The following is an 18,654-nucleotide window of genomic DNA, read 5'->3' as shown; positions in this document are numbered from 1 at the left end:
TCCCTTCGGAAAAATTCGATAGTTCGGGTGGTGAGTTTTTTCGTATATCAATTTGATATTCCTCTTCGGCAAGGTTAATCATCATATCGAAAATAATGGCTTTTTTATCATTCACATAAGCCTGTTTTTCAAGAAAGGTCTTCTGTTTTTGCAAAAGTTTTACTTGAGCTTCAAGCTCCATAATCTTTTGTTCTGGTGACTTTGGCATATGCGATGGGGAGTGGTTCTCCCAGTCAAAGGTACCAAATTTTCTGAGCCAACTCACAACTGTGCTTCGAGCTTGGATGCCATACTTACGGCAAGCACCCACAGTAGATAACTCCCCACACTCGATTTCTTTTACAACGTTCAACTTAAAAGACATACTGTAATCGCGCTGAGTACGTTTGACATAATTGTTTCTTTCTTCCATAATAACGATTATTTTTTTGTATCGCTATTTCAGGACGGGACAAAAACATAAAAATAAAGCGCGCCGTTCATTTATGAACGGCACGCTTGTTTAGTTTAATATAAAAATGTGAATGGGTTTTATTGTTTTGCATTGGTGCTTACATAAGCCAATATCCAATTGCCTTCTTCGTCGGTTAATTTTGCTTTTGGCGTCATTCGCTCAATAATTGGCTTCCAATCTTCGGCTGTATGGTCGGTTGTAGCAGGTAGATCATGGCATTTTCCACAACGTGCATCATAGAGTGTTTTGGCTGTAGCGAGTTGTTCCGTAGTTGCACCATAAGAGTTTCCTTGGGTATTGACGTTACTTTGCGATGTACAAGAATAGACCAAAGTCATTGCAAAAACTGCTGTATATAGGTATTTTTTCATTAATTTTGAATTCTGAGCTAACCCAAATTTATAAATTTATAAATCAAAATAGCCAAGTTTAAAACAATTTGTAAACATTCCAAATTCGGAAGATGAGCATTGAATTATCTTTAGAAACTTTAATTGACGGCATAAGATCAGGCAACAAACGATTGATTGCCAAAGCAATAACTTTGGTTGAAAGTAAAAAAGCAGAACATCGCGAAAAAGCAGAACAATTGCTGAACGCCATTATGCCACTCACAGGAAAATCGATTCGTGTAGGGATTACCGGTGTTCCGGGTGCCGGAAAATCTACTTTTATAGAAAGTTTTGGACAACTTGCCATAAAAAACGGAAAACGCGTTGCTGTGCTTGCTATCGATCCTAGTTCTGCGCTTAATAAAGGAAGTATTTTGGGCGATAAAACCAGGATGGAAGATTTGGCAAAAGAGCCTAATGCTTTTATCAGACCAAGTCCTAGTTCGGGATTTTTAGGCGGCGTTGCTAATGCGACTTTTGAAACGATGTTGATTTGTGAAGCGGCTGGTTATGATTATATTTTAATCGAAACCGTTGGTGTAGGACAAAGCGAAGTATTGGTAGCCGATATTTCGGATGTTTTTTTATTCTTGAAAATTATTGGTGGCGGCGACGAATTGCAAGGTATCAAACGAGGTATTATGGAAATGGTTGACCTTATTTTTATTAATAAAGTTTCGGAAGAGAATCTTCAACAAGCCAAAAACACCAAGCTGGAGTTGATGCGCGCGCTTCAATTTCTTCCATCCAAAGAGAAAGATTGGAAAGTTCCTGTGATGCTCGGTTCGGCGCTTTATCACGAAGGTTTGGAGAAAGTTTACGAAAAAATCGATGAGTTTATAAATCTTAAAAAGAAAACAGGACGCTTCGAAACGGTGCGCAAATTACAAGCCGAAAAACGATTTCAATATTGGGTACAGGCTTATATTTTGGAACAAACTAAAAAGAATGAAAGCCTCGATGAAGCCTTTAAAACACATCAAAAAAATGTCTCAGAATTATTGGCTAATCCAAGCTCCGAGGCACGAGATTTTGTAAAAAAATTATTGAATTCTTAAAATTATTTTTCCGCAGATAAGTTAGAAATGTAGCCATCGTAACTAATAGGTTGTCTGTCGTTAGCACTTACTGATAAAAAAGCGCTTCCAGTTTTAAAAATTTCTAAAATAAAAGTTGGCATATTTTGTTTGTCATTAACATTGATGGTTACAATCCAATTTCCTTTTTTATTTTTCGTTTTTGAAACTTTAAAGTCAGTCGATTCAAATCTGAATGAATTCTTGTTAAGATCGCCTAATGACGGATTATATAATCTCCCGAAATAGGGAAGTATCACCTCAAATTTCCCTGTTTTTAATTCAAAGCCATAACCGCTATCAAGCGTTGTAATCCTGTTAGATGTTGTGCCTGGTAAAGAGTTCATAACATTGAGAACATCGATGTTGGTGGGTAAAGCTGATTTGGCATTAAAACTAAATTCCGATTGTTCTACAACAGTATTTATGGCGGTAGGTTCCATATAAGATTGTGTGCTACAAGAACTTAGAAGCAATGTTGCAGCGCTTGCTATGATAAGAATGATATTTTTCATTTCATTTTTTTTTGAATGAAAGCAAAATTAATGCAAAAGCTAAAGATTAATTAAGATATTTGGAATAAAAATTGTTAATTGAAAAATTATCTATAAATAATTGACTATGAAATCAAAACACATATTAGGGCTAGGTTTATTCTCATTAAGTTTAATGGGCTGCGTTACAAATCCTATTACAGGACGTTCTTCTATTCAGTTTGCAAACAATTCGGAGATTGCTACAATGGCTTCGCAAGAATATAAAACAACACTTTCTAAAGCAAAAGTTGTTACTGGCACTGCCGACGCTAATCGAGTAAAAAGTGTTGGAATGAATATAAAAACGGCTGCAGAGAAGTATTACACAAGTATCGGCAGACAATCGGAATTAGCTAATTATAATTGGGAATTCAATTTGTTACAAGATTCACAACTCAATGCTTGGTGTATGCCGGGTGGAAAAGTTGCGGTATATACTGGAATTCTTCCTGTAACAAAAGATGATAATGGATTGGCTGTGGTTATGGGCCACGAGGTATCACATGCCCTGGCAGGACATGGTAACGAGCGTATTTCTCAAGCTATGTTAGCACAATACGGTGGTGCCATTTTGGGAAGCACTATCAATAATGCGCAATGGGCGAGTATTTTTCAACAAGTTTACCCTGTTGGTGCGCAAGTTGGACTTTTGGCTTATGGTAGAAAACAAGAATTAGAAGCGGATAAAATGGGATTAATCTTAATGGCTATGGCGGGTTATGATCCTAGAACAGCACCTTCTTTTTGGGAAAGAATGCAGGCGTCTTCCAAAGGTGGTTCTACACCACAATTCTTATCAACCCACCCCAACCCAGAAAGTAGAATAGCTGATATTAATGCTGCAATGCCAGAAGCTTTGCAATATTACAAAGCAGCAGGAGGTAAATAGATAAAAATATTTTTGAAATCTGTATAAAACAACGCGACATCCAAAAATTGGATGTCGCGTTGTTTTGCAGATATGAAATAATGCTTAGTCAGCACTTTCTTTTTTACGCTCTTTCTTAGGCGTCTCGTTTTCCAAAGCATCTTTGGTATCATTAAGTTTTAATGTGATTAGTTGACCTTCTTTCATTTGCTTGTTGACAAGCATTTCGGCAAGTAGATCTTCAATATACTTTTGGATAGCACGTTTCAGAGGTCTAGCTCCAAAATCTTTGTCCCAACCTTTTTCCGCGATGAAGTCACGAGCCTCGTCAGTTAACTGTACTTTATAACCAAGTTTTTCAATTCTTGAATAAAGCTTGTTAAGTTCAAGATCGATAATTTTCTTAATGTCTTCTTTTTCTAATGAATTGAAAATAATAATATCATCAATACGGTTTAAGAATTCTGGAGCAAAAGCTTTTTTCAGAGCATTTTCAATAGTGCTTCTCGCTCTTGCGTCCGACGTAGTTTTCTTTGCAGAAGTCCCGAATCCTACACCGTCACCAAAGTCTTTAAGATCTCTTGTCCCAATGTTGGAAGTTAAAATAATAATGGTATTTCTGAAATCAATTTTTCTACCAAGGCTGTCGGTAACATGCCCTTCGTCCAAAATTTGTAATAAAATGTTGAATACATCAGGATGTGCTTTTTCGATTTCATCTAGCAGGATTACAGCATAAGGCTTACGTCTTACCGCTTCTGTTAATTGTCCGCCTTCTTCATATCCAACGTAACCTGGAGGCGCACCAACTAATCTTGATATCGCAAACTTCTCCATATATTCACTCATATCAATTCTAATCAACGCATCATCAGAATCGAAAAGTTCACGAGCCATCACTTTTGCCAACTCGGTTTTACCAACGCCTGTTGTTCCTAAGAATATAAAGGTCCCGATAGGTCTGTTAGGATCTTTAAGTCCAGCTCTGTTGCGCTGGATGGCTTTTACCACTTTTTTAACTGCTTCTTCTTGCCCTATAACTTTACCATTAAGCTTGTTATCCATTGCAGAAAGTTTGTCAAGTTCGTTTTTACCAACTTTAGTTACGGGGACGCCACTCATCATGGATACAACTTCTGCAACACTTTCTTCGGTAACTTCTTCTTTCTTTTCTTTAACATCTTTATCCCAGTTTTCCTGAGCCAGATTAAGCTCTATCTGGAGACGTTCTTCTTCATCTTTCAGTTTTCGAGCCTCAAGGTAATCTTGTTTTTTAACCGCTTGTTGTTTCTGCTCTTTAACTTCCTCGATTTTATTTTCAAAGTCAATAATCTCGGTAGGAACTTTCATGTTTTTGATGTAAACACGAGATCCTGCTTCGTCCATAGCATCAATCGCTTTGTCTGGTAAAAAACGATCTGTGATATATCGAGAAGTTAAATTAACACAAGCATTAATGGCTTCATCAGAATAATGAACATTGTGGTGCTCTTCGTATTTATCTTTAATCTGATGCAAAATCTGAATGGTTTCTTCAACCGACGTAGGCTCGACCATTACTTTTTGGAAACGACGTTCCAATGCACCGTCTTTCTCGATGTACTGTCTGTATTCGTCCAAAGTTGTTGCGCCTATTACTTGAATTTCGCCACGTGCTAATGCTGGTTTGAACATATTAGAAGCATCCAAACTTCCTGTAGAACTTCCCGCACCAACAATGGTATGCAACTCGTCGATAAACAAGATGACATCGCGGTTTTTCTCCAACTCGGTCATGATGGCTTTCATGCGTTCTTCGAATTGTCCTCGGTATTTTGTACCAGCAACCAAACTCGCCAAATCCAAAGTAATCACACGTTTTCCGTAAAGAACACGCGATACTTTTTTCTGATGAATTCTAAGCGCAAGACCTTCGGCAATCGCAGATTTTCCAACGCCAGGCTCACCTATTAGAAGTGGATTGTTTTTCTTTCTTCTTGATAAGATTTGCGAAACGCGTTCAATTTCTTTTTCGCGACCGATAACAGGATCTAGCTTATCGTCTTTGGCTAAGGCTGTCAAATCTCTACCGAAATTATCAAGTGTTGGTGTTTTGCTTTTGCCTGTTCCTAGATTTCCAGTTGGTTTTTTCATTTGTGAAAAATCTTCTCTTTCGTCGTCATCGTCATAGGCGCTATTTTGTGGAAGCTGATCTGTATTTTTCAACATCTTTTGATATTCGTTTTGTACGCTTTCGTAATCGATATCGTAAGCTTGCAGAATATTTGAAGTTGGATCTTCCTGTTTATACAAAATGCCTAATAACAAATGTACTGTATTAATCTCCGAAGATTGATATTGTCTGCACTCCAACTCTGATCTTTTTACCGATTGGTCAGCCATTTTGGTCAGCGAAATACTTCCCATATTGCTCACAAAAGGATTACTGTTAGCTGTGCTAATTGTTTCTATTTTTCTTCGGATTTGTGTAAGGTCAGCATGAAGACCTTCAAGGATTTCTTTAGCAGAGTTTTCTGTTTTAATAATTCCTAGCAAAAAATGTTCGGTATTAAGAAACTCGCTTTGGAGACGCCTTGCTTCGTTTTTACTCTGTTTGAACACGCGGTTCAAGCCATCTGAAAATTTATAATCCATTTTTTATCTCCGTGTTAATAAGTTATTTTAAAATTACAACAAATATTATTGAATTTTACATTTTTTGTTTTGCAAATTTGTTACCATTCTAAAAAAATGGACTTTATGACATTAATTTTCTCTCAAATCTCAAAATTCTGTAAGTTTGTAAAAACTAGAAATCATGGGTAATAATTGGGTAGAATATGTTGGCTATCTGGCTTCTGTATTTATTATTGGAAGTTTTTTAACCAATAAAGTCAGAATTATTAGAATCATCAATTTTTTTGGTTGTATCTGCTTCGTTATCTATGGTATTTTCAACGGAATGTTGTGGCCAGTTATTATTCCTAATGGGATTTTAGCTTTGGTTCAACTTTATCATGTTTTTATTAAAAAATTAAATTAATGCGCGTAATTGTTAGTGTTTTTAGTAATCTTTTTACAGACCAACGGGTTGAAAAAACTTGTCAAACACTTATCGATCAAGGTTACGATGTGGAACTTATTGGCAACAATTGGGGTGGTGCGCTAGAGATGCAGCGCCATTATCCAATAACACGCATTTCTTTGACTTCTAAAAGTTTAAAATTCGCTTATCCAGAATTTATGTTCAAACTTTATAAAGAATTAAAGAAAAGAACTGACAAAAATTCCGTTTTGTATTCTAATGATTTAGAAACATTAATCCCGAATTTCAAGATCGCAGAACAGCTTAATATTCCTTTGGTTTTCGACAGCCACGAAATGTTTAGCGAAATGCCTTCTGTACAAGGAAAAATTTCTCAAAAAATTTGGAAATGGGTCGAACGAAATTATTTCCCTAAGCTCAACAATATAATTACTGCGAGCGATTCTTACGCCGATTGGTTTGTAAAAGAATATAATATCAAAAGACCGATGGTTGTGCGGAATTTACCACGACAACAATATGGAGAGCAACAAGAATCCAAATCTCAAAAAATTATTTTGTATCAAGGTTGGCTCAATTATTCACGAGGTATTGATAAAGCCATTATGGCAATGCAATATGTGGAAAATGCCGTTCTAAAAATCGCTGGAGGTGGTCCAATGGAAGCAGAATTTCGTGCCATTGCAAAGCAGTATGATGTTTTGGATAAAGTCGAATTTTTAGGAAAGTTATATCCTTCGGATTTACGCAAAATTACCCCAACGGCTGATGTTGGCTTAAGCATCGAAGAGAATAAGGGCTTAAGTTATTACTATTCGCTTCCTAATAAAATTTCAGATTACATTCAGGCAAAAGTTCCTGTTGTTGTTTCTGATTTTCCAGAACTAAAAAAGATTGCCATAGGCTATCAAGTCGGCGAAACAATCGAAAATCACGATCCCAAACATTTAGCCGAAAAAATAAATTTGGTTTTAAATAAAGGGAAAACATTTTATAAAGAAAATCTGGACAAAGCTGCACAAGAGCTTTCTTGGGAACATGAAGAGCAAAAGATTATTAAAGTTCTAGAACAAGCGATTCACAAAAAATAAAAGACCTCGTGCGAGGTCTTTGTCTTATTCTTTATTTTTATTCAAAAAAGCATCCCAGCCTTGGGCACTCAACGGCACCAATTGGTTGGAACCGCGTGCGACTAGGAAGTTGCCTTCATTAAGATCGGTCGCATGCCCGATAACGCTGAAATCGGGATGACCAACAATTTTATCAAAATCATTAGGCGAAATTGTGAACAACAATTCGTAATCTTCACCACCGTTAAGAGCAGCCATTGCAGGATTTAGATTAAGTTCGTCAGCGGTACTTATTGTCAAATTATCCAAGGGTATTTTTTCCTCATAAACTCTGAAACCAACTTTCGATTGGTCGGACAAATGTAAAATCTCCGAAGCCAAACCATCCGAAATGTCTATCATAGATGTTGGCAGAATGCCTAATTCTGTCAAAGTTGCTTTAACATCGGTACGCGCTTCAGGTTTTAGTTGACGTTCAAGAATATAGTCGTAGCCTTCCATTTCGGGTTGCATATTTGGATTTGCTAAATAGACAGCATGTTCTCTCTCCAAAATTTGAAGTCCAAGATAAGCCCCACCTAAGTCGCCAGAAACCACAAGAAGATCATTAGCTTTTGCTCCATTTCTTTTTATAATCTTTTCAGAATCTTCAATACCAACAGCTGTTATACTCATTACCAAACCAGCATTAGAACTTGTCGTATCGCCACCAACCAAATCAACTTTGTAATGTTGACACGCCAGTTGAATTCCTGCATAGATTTCTTCCAAAGCTTCCACAGGAAAACGATTAGAAATCGCCAAAGAAACCAAAATCTGTGTTGGAGTGGCATTCATGGCGGCAATGTCGCTTAAGTTAACCACAACTGCTTTGTAACCCAAATGTTTTAACGGGACGTAGCCGAGGTTAAAATGCACACCTTCTGCCAAAACATCCGTGGAAACAACGAGTTTTTTTCCATCAGGATTTATAACGGCAGCGTCATCGCCAACGCCTAATTCTGAGCTAGGATTTCCTAACGGAAAATGCTCGGTAAGGTGTTTTATCAAACCGAATTCTCCCAATTTAGAAATGGGCGTTAATTCTTGAGATTTATCTTCAAACATAATTTTAAATACTAAAAATTTCTGGATCTATATTTCCAGGTCGGAAAGGTAGAGATTTAATATCTTCTCTTGTCAAGAGCTTAGTTTCAGACGTTTTATATTTGTCCAAAGCCATCACAACATCATCTGGAGGCGTTGTGGTTTTGCGTAGCATCATATCAATCCAAACGCCCGTCGCTTCAGCAACAGCACAATGGGTTCCATCTGGAAGATAGAAATTATGCACAAACTGATAGATGGATGCATCTTCTGAGCTTCCAGCAATTTCCACACTGACATAGACTTGTTGATCGGCATAGATTTCCTTAAAAAACGAAAATCTTTCGTGCAAAATTACAGGTCCAACACCCCAACGATTAAGCTGTGCAAGACCCATTTTCTCCTTGTTCATAAAAGCCATTCTTGCTTGTGCACAATAGGCCATGTACGATGAGTTTGCGAGATGTCGGTTCGCATCGATGTCGCCCCAACGTACATCGAATTTATAAAAGAATTTTTCCATTGTTTGCTTTATTTGGGCAATTCCCTCGCCGCCGCCATAGGCCAACACTCGGGTCGGGCTGTCCGCTGTATCTTTTTCCACTCGGGGCTTCGGCTCCGCTCCGCCACCTCATTAGAAAAAGGATGCCGCTTCCATCCCTATTGCATTTATTTTCAGATTTCAAAATTAGGTCAAAAAGATGGTTTATAAAAATCGTACTTTTGAAAATTGGAATCTATAGCATAAGGTTGATGAAGCAAGTCATAATCATTGGAGGTGGTGCAGCAGGATTTTTTTGCGCTGCCAATTTGGATAAAAATAAATACAACATCCGTATTTTGGAGCAGAATAAAGACGTTCTTCAGAAAGTTAAAATTTCTGGAGGTGGACGTTGCAATGTGACACATGCTTGTTTTGACCCTAGGGACTTGGTGAAATTTTATCCAAGGGGCGAGAAAGAACTCCGAAGTGTTTTCAGCAAGTTTCAGCCAGGCGATACGATGGATTGGTTCGAGCAACGCGGCGTAGAACTTAAAATCGAAAATGATAACCGTGTTTTTCCGGTAAGCAATCAATCGCAAAGTATTATTGATACACTAACTTCTGAAACGGAAAAAAATAATGTTGAAGTTATTACACAAACAACAGTTGTTAGCATCGAAAAAGAAGGTGAGGTTTTTGTCATCACAACAAAACTGGGAACATATACGGCAGATTATGTTGTTTTCGCTACGGGAAGCGCACCAAAATCTCTGAAATTGGTCGAGCAATTGGGACATAAAATCGTAAGCCTAGTACCCTCATTATTTACCTTCAATATCAAACATCCTTTGCTTAGCGAACATCCAGGAACAAGCTTTGAGTGGGCAGAAGTCAATATCCCAAAACTAAAACTTGGAGAAAGTGGACCTTTGCTCATCACACATTGGGGACTTAGTGGACCAGCGGTTCTCAAGCTTTCCGCCTGGGGTGCTAGAAAGTTGGCTGAAGTAGGCTATAAATTTGAGATTTTCATTAATTTCATTTCCAAATCTATAGAAGACGCGGAGGAAGATTTTGTAAATTTTAAAGAAAACAATCCAAAGAAAAGCATTGGTCAAAGCAAGATTTTTAATGTGACCAATCGCTTTTGGAATAGCCTGTTGACATTTTCTAAAATCGATTCAGAAAAACATATCGCCAATGTCAGCAAGAAAGAAATGCTGGTTTTGTTAGAAAACCTTTGTCAATTGAAATTAAACGTGGATGGAAAAAGCACCTTCAAAGACGAGTTTGTCACTGCGGGTGGAGTGGATCTTAAAGAAATCAATTTTAAAACGATGGAAAGTAAAATTGTTCCTAACTTTTATCTGGCTGGAGAAGTTCTCAATATTGATGCGATAACGGGAGGATTCAATTTTCAAGCTTGTTGGAGCGAAGCTTGGCTCATTGCGCAGGAACTTAATTCTAAATAAAATGCTGATTAGCAAAAACATACAACATAAGATTTTTAAAGGCTTAATATTTTTAGCGTTCACCTATTTTTTTGTATTGATGTTGCGGATAACTTTGTTTTATGTTCCGTTGGACTCTACCGCCAATTTTTTAGCAATCAAACAAACCGAAGTTGAGGAAAGACCCGAGTATTTGGCGATTTTTCACATCCATGTTTACACGAGTATATTTGTGTTGGTGGCGGGTTTTATCGCTTTGTTTTTTGATAAAAGTTTAAAAACAATTCATCGTTGGTCGGGAAGAGTTTATGTGATTTTGACTTTGGTTTTTTCATCAATATCAGGAATCTACATGGCTTTCTTTGCTAATGGCGGAATTCCTGCCAAGATATCTTTTGTGATATTGGGATTGCTTTGGTTTTATTCGACGTACAGAGCTTACCAAGAAGTAAGAAACCGAAATATCATGAATCATAGGCATTGGATGTGGCGAAGTTATGCGTTGTGTTTTTCTGCAGTGACTTTACGTTTGTGGAAAGTTATTTTAGTATATTTATTTCATCCCAATCCTATGGATGTTTATCAAGTTATTGCTTGGTTGGGTTGGATTCCTAATATTTTGTTTGTAGAATATTTAATTTTAAAAAATAAAAAATAAAAAATAATAATAATATGAAAACTAATTTTATTCTTGGCATGTCTGTGTTAGTGCTTGCTTTAGGATCGTGCAAAAAAGATAATGAGCTTAAAGAAAACGATAAAAAGACAGACTCAGTTGTTGTGGTTGCCCTTCCAGAGATTCATAAAGAATTGTATGGCATCTACTCGGGTGATTTTGAAACAGAATATAATCCGAATGCAGACCATGTAAAGGATAGTTATATGATAAAGAAGCTCTCCATAAAACTCAACAAAATTACTAAAGACAGTGTCTACGGTTATAGTGTTGTTAATGGCAATCAACGCCCTTTTCGTGGGGTTTATAATGAAAACGCCAACACATTTGTCCTAGACGAACCTGGAGATGACAAGACCGACGGACGTTTTCAGGTAACATTGAGAAAAGATAGCTTGGTTGGTAATTGGAAAGCCTTCAACACGCAAGCGGTAAAATCACCTCAGAAAATGGTGAGACTTCTGAAAAAAGACTTTGTCTATAACGCGAATTTTATGCTAGATAAAGACAATTCGGATATTGTTGACTGGACAACAACTAAAATGGGAAAAGGAAGTTACGAGGACGAAAATGGTAAAAAAATAACTTATGATGTGGAAAAGCAACGTTATGCGTCCGATGCGATTTTCACCGTTAATGCGTCCAAGGAAAAACTTACCGAAAAAGATTTGAAAAATTTGAAGAAACTCGACATGGAAATCATTAAAAACGCTGTATTTGCACGACATGGTTATTCATTTAAAAAAGAAACCTACCGTCAGTTTTTCAATTATCAAGATTGGTATGTCCCTGTTTCTAATAATGTAGATAATGATTTGTCGCCCTTAGAAAAAGAAAATGTGGCGCTTCTTAATCGTTTTATCAAATATGCCGAAGATAATTATGATACTTTTGGGCGTTAAATAAGACTAATTTATTATTTTTGAAAAAATTTTAAAATGAAATCACTTTCTAAATACTTTAGCTTTATCGGAATTTTGACGTTGTTGTTGGTAACTTCTTGTCAAACAAGAGTTGTTGATGGGCACAAGCCTTTGCATGACAATACATTAGAGCTTTATAAAAACTATTCGATCAAAACTAAAGATGCCAAAACTCTAAAGATGCAAATTTTGAAAGTAGATGCTGACAAGATCTACGGAAAACTTAACAATGGCGAACAAAAAGAAATAGAAAGAAATGAAATCTACGAAATAAAGAAAACAGATTATCTTTCAACCATACTTATTGCTCTTGCAGCAATAGCAGCGGTTATTTTTATTCCGATCTAAATCATTGGGCAAACTAAAAAAGGCTTGAAGATATTTCCTTCAAGCCTTTTTTATGTTTATTTCTTCACCTTAATACTACATCCGATAGCTACGGTTTTTGTCGTTTTAATAGGTTCATTTTTTATTAAAGCATCAACAGCATCTTGCACATAAAAAGCGCTAACTTCTTTTGGATTTTCGTAGTTGTTATCGATAGCACCGATATATTTTACAATATTTTTCCCGTTTTCTTTTTGTAGTAAAAAGACGTGTGGCGTTTTTGTAGCACCATATTGTGGATATATTTTTTGTCCTTCATCAAGAAGATATGGAAAGCTAAAATTCTTTTCTTTGGCGCGAATTTTCATTTGGTAAAAATTATCTTCTGGTTGCACTTCTGGATCATTCGGATTGATCGCGATCACAGGAAAACCTTTGCTTTTGTACATTTTATCCAGTTCGTTGATGCGATCTTCATATTTTTTCGCATACGGACAATGGTTGCAAGTGAAGATGACGATAAAGCCTTTAGCATCTGGAAAATCTTTAAGCGAAATCATTTTTCCATCAATATTTTTAAGACTAAAATCTGTTGCGACATCACCAACTTGATAGCCTTTTTTCGCAATCGAATTATTGTTTTGTGCATTTAAAACTAAGCCAAAACAAAAGCTTAATAACAAGGTAAATAATAAGTTTTTCATAACAATAAATTAAAGCTTATAGAATTGTTGTAGTGTATTTTTAAGATGTTCCAATGTAAAATCGCCATTGTGGAAATATACTTTCTGTCCTTTATCATAAAATAAAGTGACTGGAATTTCGCCTTCCCAATCCTCTTGAAATCTCGGAATCCAAGTGTTCATTCTTTTAATATCGTCCAAAATAACAACGTCGGCTTCGATGTTTTTTTGTTTGATAAAATTGATAACTTTTTGTTTGTCAGCGGCTCTGTCAAGACTCACGAGAAGCATTCTGAAATTAGAATTTTTTCTAAGTTCTTTATTAATTGCTACAAAATGTGGCAGTTCTTTAACGCAAGGACCACAAGTTGTTGACCAAAAATTAAGAACCAAAAATTTGTCTTTTTCTTGCTCAATACGTTTCTCGAGTTCTTCATAGTTAATCAAAGAAACATCTTTCTGAACTTGAGAAAAATATAAATGAAAACTCGAAAAGCTTAACAATAAGACGAATAAAAACTTCATAATCAAATATATAAAATTTGATTATAACTTAGCCTCCAATCATTTTTTTAATTGAATTGAGTTTCATCAAAGCTTCTATTGGCGTTAAAGTATTGATGTCAATTTTCGTAAGTTCTTCGCGGATATTTTCCAAAACAGGATCATCCAATTGAAAAAAAGACAATTGCATATTTTCTTCGGTAACGCGCTTTATCTTTTCGCTTGAGTTGTCAGATGAGGTGCGATTGGCTTCTAGGGTTTTAAGAATATCATTAGCGCGATTCACAACTTTTGCAGGCATTCCCGCCAATTTCGCAACATGTATACCAAAGCTGTGCTCACTTCCGCCAGGAACAAGTTTTCTTAGAAAGATAATGTTTCCTTTATTTTCTTGTATCGAAACATGGAAGTTTTTGATGCGCTCAAAACTCAATGTCATTTCATTTAGTTCGTGATAATGCGTCGCAAAAAGCGTCTTGGCTTGCGTTGGGTGTTGGTGCAGATATTCTGCAATTGCCCAAGCAATCGATACGCCGTCGTAGGTAGACGTTCCGCGACCGATTTCATCCAAAAGGATAAGACTTCTGTCGGATATATTGTTGAGGATATTGGCGGCTTCGTTCATTTCTACCATGAAAGTTGATTCGCCGGCAGAAATATTATCCGTTGCACCAACCCGTGTAAAAATTTTGTCCAAAGTTCCTATTTCAGCATGTTTTGCGGGAACAAAACTCCCGATTTGTGCGAGCAAAGATATAATCGCTGTTTGACGAAGAATTGCTGATTTACCAGCCATGTTGGGACCGGTTACCATGATAATTTGTTGCGAGTCTTTATCAAGGAAAATATCATTCGGGATGTATTTTTCGCCCAAGGCTAAAGATTTTTCGATAATAGGATGGCGGCCTTCTTTGATGTCGATAGAATAGCTTTCGTTGAGAACAGGTTTTGTATAATTGTCCTCGATAGCTAGGTTGGACAAGCCTACGCCACAGTCCAGTTCGGCAATTAGTTTAGAATTATCTTGTATTTGGTCGATATAGATTAAGACTTTTTCGCAAAGTGCTTTATAAAGTTGGTATTCCAGGCTCGATATTTTTTCTTCTGCGCCAAGAATTTGATTTTCATATTCTTTCAGTTCTTCGGTGATGTAACGTTCGGCATTTACTAAAGTTTGTTTTCTGATCCAATCTTCAGGAACTTTGTCTTTATGCGTATTTCTCACTTCGATATAATAACCGAAAACATTATTAAAATCAATTTTTAAACTTGAAATTCCGGTGCGTTCTATTTCTCTAGCGCACATCTCGTCCAAGAAGCTGCGACCTTTACTTTGTAAACCACGGAGATAATCCAGTTCTTCCGAAACGCTTTCTCTTATTACATGCCCTTTGTTGATGTTGACAGGAAGCTCGTCGTTAAGCTCTAACTTCATCAGGTTGATGAGGTCTTCCAAATTATGGAACGGATCAATCCAAGCCAATGCGTCAGGGAAATTGTGTAGCAACGATTTGATTTCCTGGATATTAATCATCGATTGTCTTAGATGACCTAATTCTTTCGGTGAAATCTTTTCGGCAGCTAGTTTACCAACCAATCTATCCAAGTCTGAGATGCCTTTCAAGAGTTCTTCAATACTGAATTTTAAATGATCTTCTTTGTTTAAAAACTCAATAAGATTAAGACGTCTGTTGATATCGCTGATATTTTTTAAAGGTAAAATAAGTCTTCGACGTAACAGTCTTCCACCCATTGGCGTGACGGTTTTGTCAATAATGTCTAACAGCGATTTTCCTTGATGGTTTGACGAAAAAAGAATTTCTAAATTTCGGAGTGTGAAATTGTCCATCATCAAATAATCGTCTTGCGGGATATTTTGGATTTTAGTAATATGCTGAAGCAGCGCATGGTGTGTGTCTTCCACGAGATAAGCGAAAATAGCGCCTGCAGCAGTTATTGCTAATTTTTGATCTTCTATTCCATATCCTTTTAGTGATTTGGTTTTGAAATGTGTCGTTAGTTTTTCGTAAGCGTAATTGTATTGATAGGCCCAATCTTCGAGTTTAAAAGCATTTTTGTTTTTAAGCTGAGAAGGAAGTTCTGTTGTTCTTTGATAGATAATTTCGCTTGGGTCAAAGGTGTGGACAATATGCAATATTTTTTCCAAAGGTCCTTCGGTTATCAATAACTCGCCCGTTGATACGTCAATTAATGCCAGTCCGAATTTTTCTTTCTCACGATGAAGCGACATCAAAAAATTGTTTCTTTTCGAGCTTAAAACCTGATCGTTAAATGTTACACCCGGCGTAACCAATTCGGTAACACCACGTTTCACAATGCCTTTTACTGTTTTGGGATCTTCTAGCTGATCACAAATGGCAACGCGCATGCCTGCTCTTACGAGTTTTGGTAAATAAGAATCTATGGAATGGTGCGGAAATCCAGCCAACTCGATGTGGCCCTCACCATTGGCACGTTTGGTTAAAACAATACCCAAAATCTGAGAAGTTTTTATGGCATCTTGTCCAAAGGTTTCGTAGAAATCGCCAACGCGGAACAGCAATAAAGCATCAGGATATTTAGCTTTTATCGAGTTGTATTGTCCCATTAATGGAGTTTCTTTCTTTGCCTTCGCCATAACTGAATTTTGGACTTCAAAAGTACAAATTTCGAATAGGCTTTAAAAATTTCGTTCCGCTTAATGCGAAAATTGTTTTTAAAAAAGGAAATTATAGAATCTTTATCTTTGCAAATCTAATCTTTCGAATAGTTTGATACATCCGTTTAGGACGTGTTTTATGACTCCGATAAAGATTCAATATTAAAATAGATGACGAGAAAATTAAAACTTGAAGAGTTAGGAAGAATTGATGTGGAAACCTTCAAAGAAACTCCCAAAATACCTTTGGTTGTCGTATTGGACAACGTGAGAAGTATGCACAATGTAGGAGCAGCTTTCCGTACAGCAGATGCTTTTTTGATAGAAAAAATTATTTTGTGTGGGATTACACCGCAGCCACCACACCGCGAAATTCACAAAGCGGCTTTGGGTGCGACAGAAAGTGTGGCTTGGGAATATGTTGAAGAAGTGAGTTCTGTGGTAAAACAGCTTCAGCAAGATAATTACATTGTTTGTGGGATAGAGCAAACTACAGATAGCCTTTTGTTGACCGATTTCACCATCGATGCTGATAAAAAATATGCTTTGGTATTGGGTAACGAAGTCGATGGCATTAGCGATGAAATCGTGTCCGATTGTGATGTGTTACTAGAAATTCCACAATTGGGGACCAAGCATTCTCTTAACGTAAGCGTTTGTGGAGGTATTGTAATGTGGGAGTTTGCTAAGGCGCTAGGTCTATAAAAACAAAAAAACTGCATTAGCAATTGCCAGTGCAGTTCGAAATAAATCTAATAAAAAGTAAAAATGAAAGGCGACAAAGGTAAGCTTTTTGTTTTTAAATAACCAAATATTTTATCAAAAAAATTATTTTTATAATATTAAATCCAAATTCAATCGCTTTTTTTAACTTAGCAGTATGTATATAAAAGACTATTTGTCCAAAGATTTTCCAGCGTTTCATCTTTCCGATTCTATTGAGGAAGCATGTGGGCTTGCGAAAGAATTTGGATATTCGCATGTTTTTATAAAAAAGAAAGGCATTTACCTAGGTGCACTTAGTCAATCTTTTTTGGAAGACAGTCCAGAAGGACAATTGGGAAGTCTAGCCATACATTTTGAAAAGTTTGCCATTTCGGAAGACAGCAATATTTGGGATTCGATAAAATTGTTTCATACTTATAATTCGAATGTTGTTCCGGTTATTAATACCGGCGAAAAATTTCTAGGATATATCTCTTGTGATGATATTTTCAACGAATTTTCAAAATATCCTATTTTCTCAGAAAATGGCGCGATATTAACAGTACAGACCAACAGTTTGCATTACTCGATGGTGGAAGTTGCGAAGATTATTGAGAGTAACAATTCAAAACTTTATGGTTGTTTCATCACCGCTGTTAAAGAAGACCACATCGAACTGACTTTAAAAATTAGCCAAAACAATCTGAGCTCTATTGATGAGACTTTCGAGCGTTTTGGTTATCATGTTATTAATAAATTTTACAACGATCAAAAAGAAGAACTTCTGAAAGATCGGTTTGGGTTTTTCCAGAAATATTTGGAATTTTAATCTATGGTTGCAGCAATATATTCTCAGAAAAAAGACTTCGACAGTTTTTTGTATCTCAACAAATTTATTTCAGAATTAGAGCTGAGAAAAATTCCGATTGTGCTGCACGAAGCCATGGCTAAAAACATGAAATTCTCTAGCAGCTATGAGACTTTCAAAGACAAAGCAGATCTCAAAAACAAAAATGTAGATTACTTTTTTAGCTTTGGAGGGGACGGTACAATTTTGAGTGCGATGGCTTTTATCCAAGAGCTAGAAATTCCGATTGTGGGCATCAATATGGGACGTTTGGGGTTTTTGGCGAATTTTAAAAAAGATGAAATTTTTAAAGAAATAGATTCTATCCTCAATGGAGAATACACCGTCAGTAAAAGAAGTATCATAAAAGTAAGCACGACGAAGCCAAACTCGATTGATTTTCCGTACGCTTTGAATGATGTCACTTTATCAAGACAAGAAACAACATCCATGATTACGATAGATTCGTATATCAACGATGATTTTCTAAATGTCTTTTGGGGTGATGGTTTGATTATATCCACGCCAACGGGCTCAACAGCTTATTCTTTGAGTTGTGGCGGACCGATTATTTCGCCAACCAATGATAATTTTGTTATCACGCCAATTGCGCCACATAATCTTAACGTTCGCCCCTTGATTGTTAATGATGATGCACAGATTAAGCTAAATGTTGAAAGCAGATCAACACAGTTTACGCTGTCTTTGGATTCTCGGCTTTATTATATGGATATTGGGAATGAAATCTATCTTGAAAAAGGCGATTTTTATCTTAATCTGATTATTCCGAATAATTTTAGCTTTTACGAAACGATCCGTCAAAAGCTACTTTGGGGAATTGATAAAAGAAACTAGACTTCCGCAATAGGGATGGAAGCGACATCCTTT

20 protein-coding genes are annotated in these 18,654 nt (G+C 36.5%); 11 read left to right on the top strand and 9 right to left on the bottom strand.

Features of this window, described 5'->3' with window-relative positions:
• Window positions 1-412: transposase (locus tag ACVFVN_RS13370; RefSeq protein WP_456235652.1), on the bottom strand; the 412-nt coding region annotated here is incomplete at its 3' end.
• A gap of 119 nt (window positions 413-531) precedes the next feature.
• Window positions 532-825: a hypothetical protein gene (locus ACVFVN_RS13365; protein ID WP_456235651.1), complete on the bottom strand. Its 294-nt coding sequence runs from the start codon at window positions 823-825 to the stop codon at window positions 532-534.
• Between the two features lie 92 nt (window positions 826-917).
• Between ACVFVN_RS13365 and meaB the strand changes: the two genes are divergently transcribed.
• Window positions 918-1,904 (top strand): methylmalonyl Co-A mutase-associated GTPase MeaB, encoded by a 987-nt coding sequence (gene meaB, locus ACVFVN_RS13360; protein WP_456235650.1) that lies wholly within the window; start codon window positions 918-920, stop codon window positions 1,902-1,904.
• Between the two features lie 2 nt (window positions 1,905-1,906).
• On the opposite strand, the gene ACVFVN_RS13355 is transcribed toward meaB, so the two are convergent.
• Window positions 1,907-2,437 carry a DUF4251 domain-containing protein gene (locus tag ACVFVN_RS13355; protein WP_456235649.1) on the bottom strand — a complete coding sequence of 177 codons (531 nt, stop codon included), beginning with the start codon at window positions 2,435-2,437 and terminating at the stop codon, window positions 1,907-1,909.
• A gap of 106 nt (window positions 2,438-2,543) precedes the next feature.
• Here ACVFVN_RS13355 and ACVFVN_RS13350 point away from each other — a divergent pair, with 106 nt between their 5' ends.
• Window positions 2,544-3,347 (top strand): M48 family metallopeptidase, encoded by an 804-nt coding sequence (locus tag ACVFVN_RS13350; protein ID WP_165134877.1) that lies wholly within the window; start codon window positions 2,544-2,546, stop codon window positions 3,345-3,347.
• An 84-nt stretch (window positions 3,348-3,431) separates the two neighbouring features.
• Here the strand turns inward: ACVFVN_RS13350 and ACVFVN_RS13345 are convergent, their stop codons facing one another.
• Window positions 3,432-5,960 carry an ATP-dependent Clp protease ATP-binding subunit gene (locus ACVFVN_RS13345; RefSeq protein WP_456235648.1) on the bottom strand — a complete coding sequence of 843 codons (2,529 nt, stop codon included), beginning with the start codon at window positions 5,958-5,960 and terminating at the stop codon, window positions 3,432-3,434.
• A gap of 163 nt (window positions 5,961-6,123) precedes the next feature.
• Here ACVFVN_RS13345 and ACVFVN_RS13340 point away from each other — a divergent pair, with 163 nt between their 5' ends.
• Window positions 6,124-6,348 (top strand): uroporphyrinogen decarboxylase, encoded by a 225-nt coding sequence (locus tag ACVFVN_RS13340; protein ID WP_165134871.1) that lies wholly within the window; start codon window positions 6,124-6,126, stop codon window positions 6,346-6,348.
• On the top strand, window positions 6,348-7,442 hold the full coding sequence (locus ACVFVN_RS13335) for a glycosyltransferase (protein WP_456235647.1): 1,095 nt from the start codon (window positions 6,348-6,350) through the stop codon (window positions 7,440-7,442). The genes ACVFVN_RS13340 and ACVFVN_RS13335 overlap by 1 nt, the downstream gene beginning before the upstream one ends.
• A gap of 24 nt (window positions 7,443-7,466) precedes the next feature.
• Here ACVFVN_RS13335 and thiL read toward each other — a convergent pair whose 3' ends face one another.
• Both thiL and ACVFVN_RS13325 read right to left on the bottom strand, forming a co-directional pair.
• Complete coding sequence (thiL, locus tag ACVFVN_RS13330) at window positions 7,467-8,528, bottom strand: thiamine-phosphate kinase (RefSeq protein WP_456235646.1); 1,062 nt, start codon at window positions 8,526-8,528, stop codon at window positions 7,467-7,469.
• Between the two features lie 4 nt (window positions 8,529-8,532).
• Window positions 8,533-9,030 carry an acyl-CoA thioesterase gene (locus tag ACVFVN_RS13325; protein ID WP_456235645.1) on the bottom strand — a complete coding sequence of 166 codons (498 nt, stop codon included), beginning with the start codon at window positions 9,028-9,030 and terminating at the stop codon, window positions 8,533-8,535.
• 230 nt (window positions 9,031-9,260) lie between these two features.
• On the opposite strand from ACVFVN_RS13325, the gene ACVFVN_RS13320 reads away from it, so the two are divergent.
• The 4 genes from ACVFVN_RS13320 to ACVFVN_RS13305 are packed head-to-tail and all read left to right on the top strand — an operon-like array spanning window position 9,261 to window position 12,389.
• On the top strand, window positions 9,261-10,463 hold the full coding sequence (locus ACVFVN_RS13320; RefSeq protein ID WP_456235653.1) for an NAD(P)/FAD-dependent oxidoreductase: 1,203 nt from the start codon (window positions 9,261-9,263) through the stop codon (window positions 10,461-10,463).
• Window position 10,464: 1 nt separating this feature from the next.
• Complete coding sequence (locus tag ACVFVN_RS13315; protein ID WP_456235644.1) at window positions 10,465-11,100, top strand: DUF2306 domain-containing protein; 636 nt, start codon at window positions 10,465-10,467, stop codon at window positions 11,098-11,100.
• Between the two features lie 14 nt (window positions 11,101-11,114).
• Window positions 11,115-12,020, top strand: coding sequence for a YARHG domain-containing protein (locus ACVFVN_RS13310; protein ID WP_456235643.1), 906 nt, complete (start codon window positions 11,115-11,117; stop codon window positions 12,018-12,020).
• 36 nt (window positions 12,021-12,056) lie between these two features.
• The gene (locus ACVFVN_RS13305; RefSeq protein WP_165134853.1) at window positions 12,057-12,389 is read left to right on the top strand and encodes a bacteriophage spanin2 family protein; all 333 of its coding nucleotides are present in this window, start codon (window positions 12,057-12,059) and stop codon (window positions 12,387-12,389) included.
• A 56-nt stretch (window positions 12,390-12,445) separates the two neighbouring features.
• Here ACVFVN_RS13305 and ACVFVN_RS13300 read toward each other — a convergent pair whose 3' ends face one another.
• From ACVFVN_RS13300 to mutS, 3 genes are read right to left on the bottom strand one after another with little or no spacing between them, the layout of a single operon-like run.
• Window positions 12,446-13,072, bottom strand: a complete 627-nt coding sequence (locus ACVFVN_RS13300; protein WP_456235642.1) for a thioredoxin family protein — start codon at window positions 13,070-13,072, stop codon at window positions 12,446-12,448.
• Window positions 13,073-13,081: 9 nt separating this feature from the next.
• Window positions 13,082-13,576 carry a TlpA disulfide reductase family protein gene (locus ACVFVN_RS13295; protein WP_456235641.1) on the bottom strand — a complete coding sequence of 165 codons (495 nt, stop codon included), beginning with the start codon at window positions 13,574-13,576 and terminating at the stop codon, window positions 13,082-13,084.
• A gap of 28 nt (window positions 13,577-13,604) precedes the next feature.
• Window positions 13,605-16,193, bottom strand: coding sequence for a DNA mismatch repair protein MutS (gene mutS, locus ACVFVN_RS13290; protein ID WP_456235640.1), 2,589 nt, complete (start codon window positions 16,191-16,193; stop codon window positions 13,605-13,607).
• 192 nt (window positions 16,194-16,385) lie between these two features.
• Here mutS and ACVFVN_RS13285 point away from each other — a divergent pair, with 192 nt between their 5' ends.
• From ACVFVN_RS13285 to ACVFVN_RS13275, 3 genes are all read left to right on the top strand, one after another.
• Window positions 16,386-16,919 (top strand): RNA methyltransferase, encoded by a 534-nt coding sequence (locus ACVFVN_RS13285; protein ID WP_456235639.1) that lies wholly within the window; start codon window positions 16,386-16,388, stop codon window positions 16,917-16,919.
• A 175-nt stretch (window positions 16,920-17,094) separates the two neighbouring features.
• Window positions 17,095-17,748 (top strand): CBS domain-containing protein, encoded by a 654-nt coding sequence (locus tag ACVFVN_RS13280; RefSeq protein WP_456235638.1) that lies wholly within the window; start codon window positions 17,095-17,097, stop codon window positions 17,746-17,748.
• Between the two features lie 3 nt (window positions 17,749-17,751).
• Window positions 17,752-18,621 carry an NAD kinase gene (locus tag ACVFVN_RS13275; protein WP_456235637.1) on the top strand — a complete coding sequence of 290 codons (870 nt, stop codon included), beginning with the start codon at window positions 17,752-17,754 and terminating at the stop codon, window positions 18,619-18,621.
• The last annotated feature ends 33 nt before the right edge of the window (window positions 18,622-18,654 follow it).

The organism is Soonwooa purpurea (assembly GCF_053891095.1).
This window is presented reverse-complemented; position numbering and strand designations above follow the sequence as displayed.

Coding starts and splice junctions, on each gene's coding strand:
- ACVFVN_RS13365 (WP_456235651.1), bottom strand. CDS start 825: ATGAAAAAATACCTATATACAGCAGTTTTTGCAATGACTTTGGTCTAT.
- meaB (WP_456235650.1), top strand. CDS start 918: ATGAGCATTGAATTATCTTTAGAAACTTTAATTGACGGCATAAGATCA.
- ACVFVN_RS13355 (WP_456235649.1), bottom strand. CDS start 2,437: ATGAAAAATATCATTCTTATCATAGCAAGCGCTGCAACATTGCTTCTA.
- ACVFVN_RS13350 (WP_165134877.1), top strand. CDS start 2,544: ATGAAATCAAAACACATATTAGGGCTAGGTTTATTCTCATTAAGTTTA.
- ACVFVN_RS13345 (WP_456235648.1), bottom strand. CDS start 5,960: ATGGATTATAAATTTTCAGATGGCTTGAACCGCGTGTTCAAACAGAGT.
- ACVFVN_RS13340 (WP_165134871.1), top strand. CDS start 6,124: ATGGGTAATAATTGGGTAGAATATGTTGGCTATCTGGCTTCTGTATTT.
- ACVFVN_RS13335 (WP_456235647.1), top strand. CDS start 6,348: ATGCGCGTAATTGTTAGTGTTTTTAGTAATCTTTTTACAGACCAACGG.
- thiL (WP_456235646.1), bottom strand. CDS start 8,528: ATGTTTGAAGATAAATCTCAAGAATTAACGCCCATTTCTAAATTGGGA.
- ACVFVN_RS13325 (WP_456235645.1), bottom strand. CDS start 9,030: ATGGAAAAATTCTTTTATAAATTCGATGTACGTTGGGGCGACATCGAT.
- ACVFVN_RS13320 (WP_456235653.1), top strand. CDS start 9,261: ATGAAGCAAGTCATAATCATTGGAGGTGGTGCAGCAGGATTTTTTTGC.
- ACVFVN_RS13315 (WP_456235644.1), top strand. CDS start 10,465: ATGCTGATTAGCAAAAACATACAACATAAGATTTTTAAAGGCTTAATA.
- ACVFVN_RS13310 (WP_456235643.1), top strand. CDS start 11,115: ATGAAAACTAATTTTATTCTTGGCATGTCTGTGTTAGTGCTTGCTTTA.
- ACVFVN_RS13305 (WP_165134853.1), top strand. CDS start 12,057: ATGAAATCACTTTCTAAATACTTTAGCTTTATCGGAATTTTGACGTTG.
- ACVFVN_RS13300 (WP_456235642.1), bottom strand. CDS start 13,072: ATGAAAAACTTATTATTTACCTTGTTATTAAGCTTTTGTTTTGGCTTA.
- ACVFVN_RS13295 (WP_456235641.1), bottom strand. CDS start 13,576: ATGAAGTTTTTATTCGTCTTATTGTTAAGCTTTTCGAGTTTTCATTTA.
- mutS (WP_456235640.1), bottom strand. CDS start 16,193: ATGGCGAAGGCAAAGAAAGAAACTCCATTAATGGGACAATACAACTCG.
- ACVFVN_RS13285 (WP_456235639.1), top strand. CDS start 16,386: ATGACGAGAAAATTAAAACTTGAAGAGTTAGGAAGAATTGATGTGGAA.
- ACVFVN_RS13280 (WP_456235638.1), top strand. CDS start 17,095: ATGTATATAAAAGACTATTTGTCCAAAGATTTTCCAGCGTTTCATCTT.
- ACVFVN_RS13275 (WP_456235637.1), top strand. CDS start 17,752: ATGGTTGCAGCAATATATTCTCAGAAAAAAGACTTCGACAGTTTTTTG.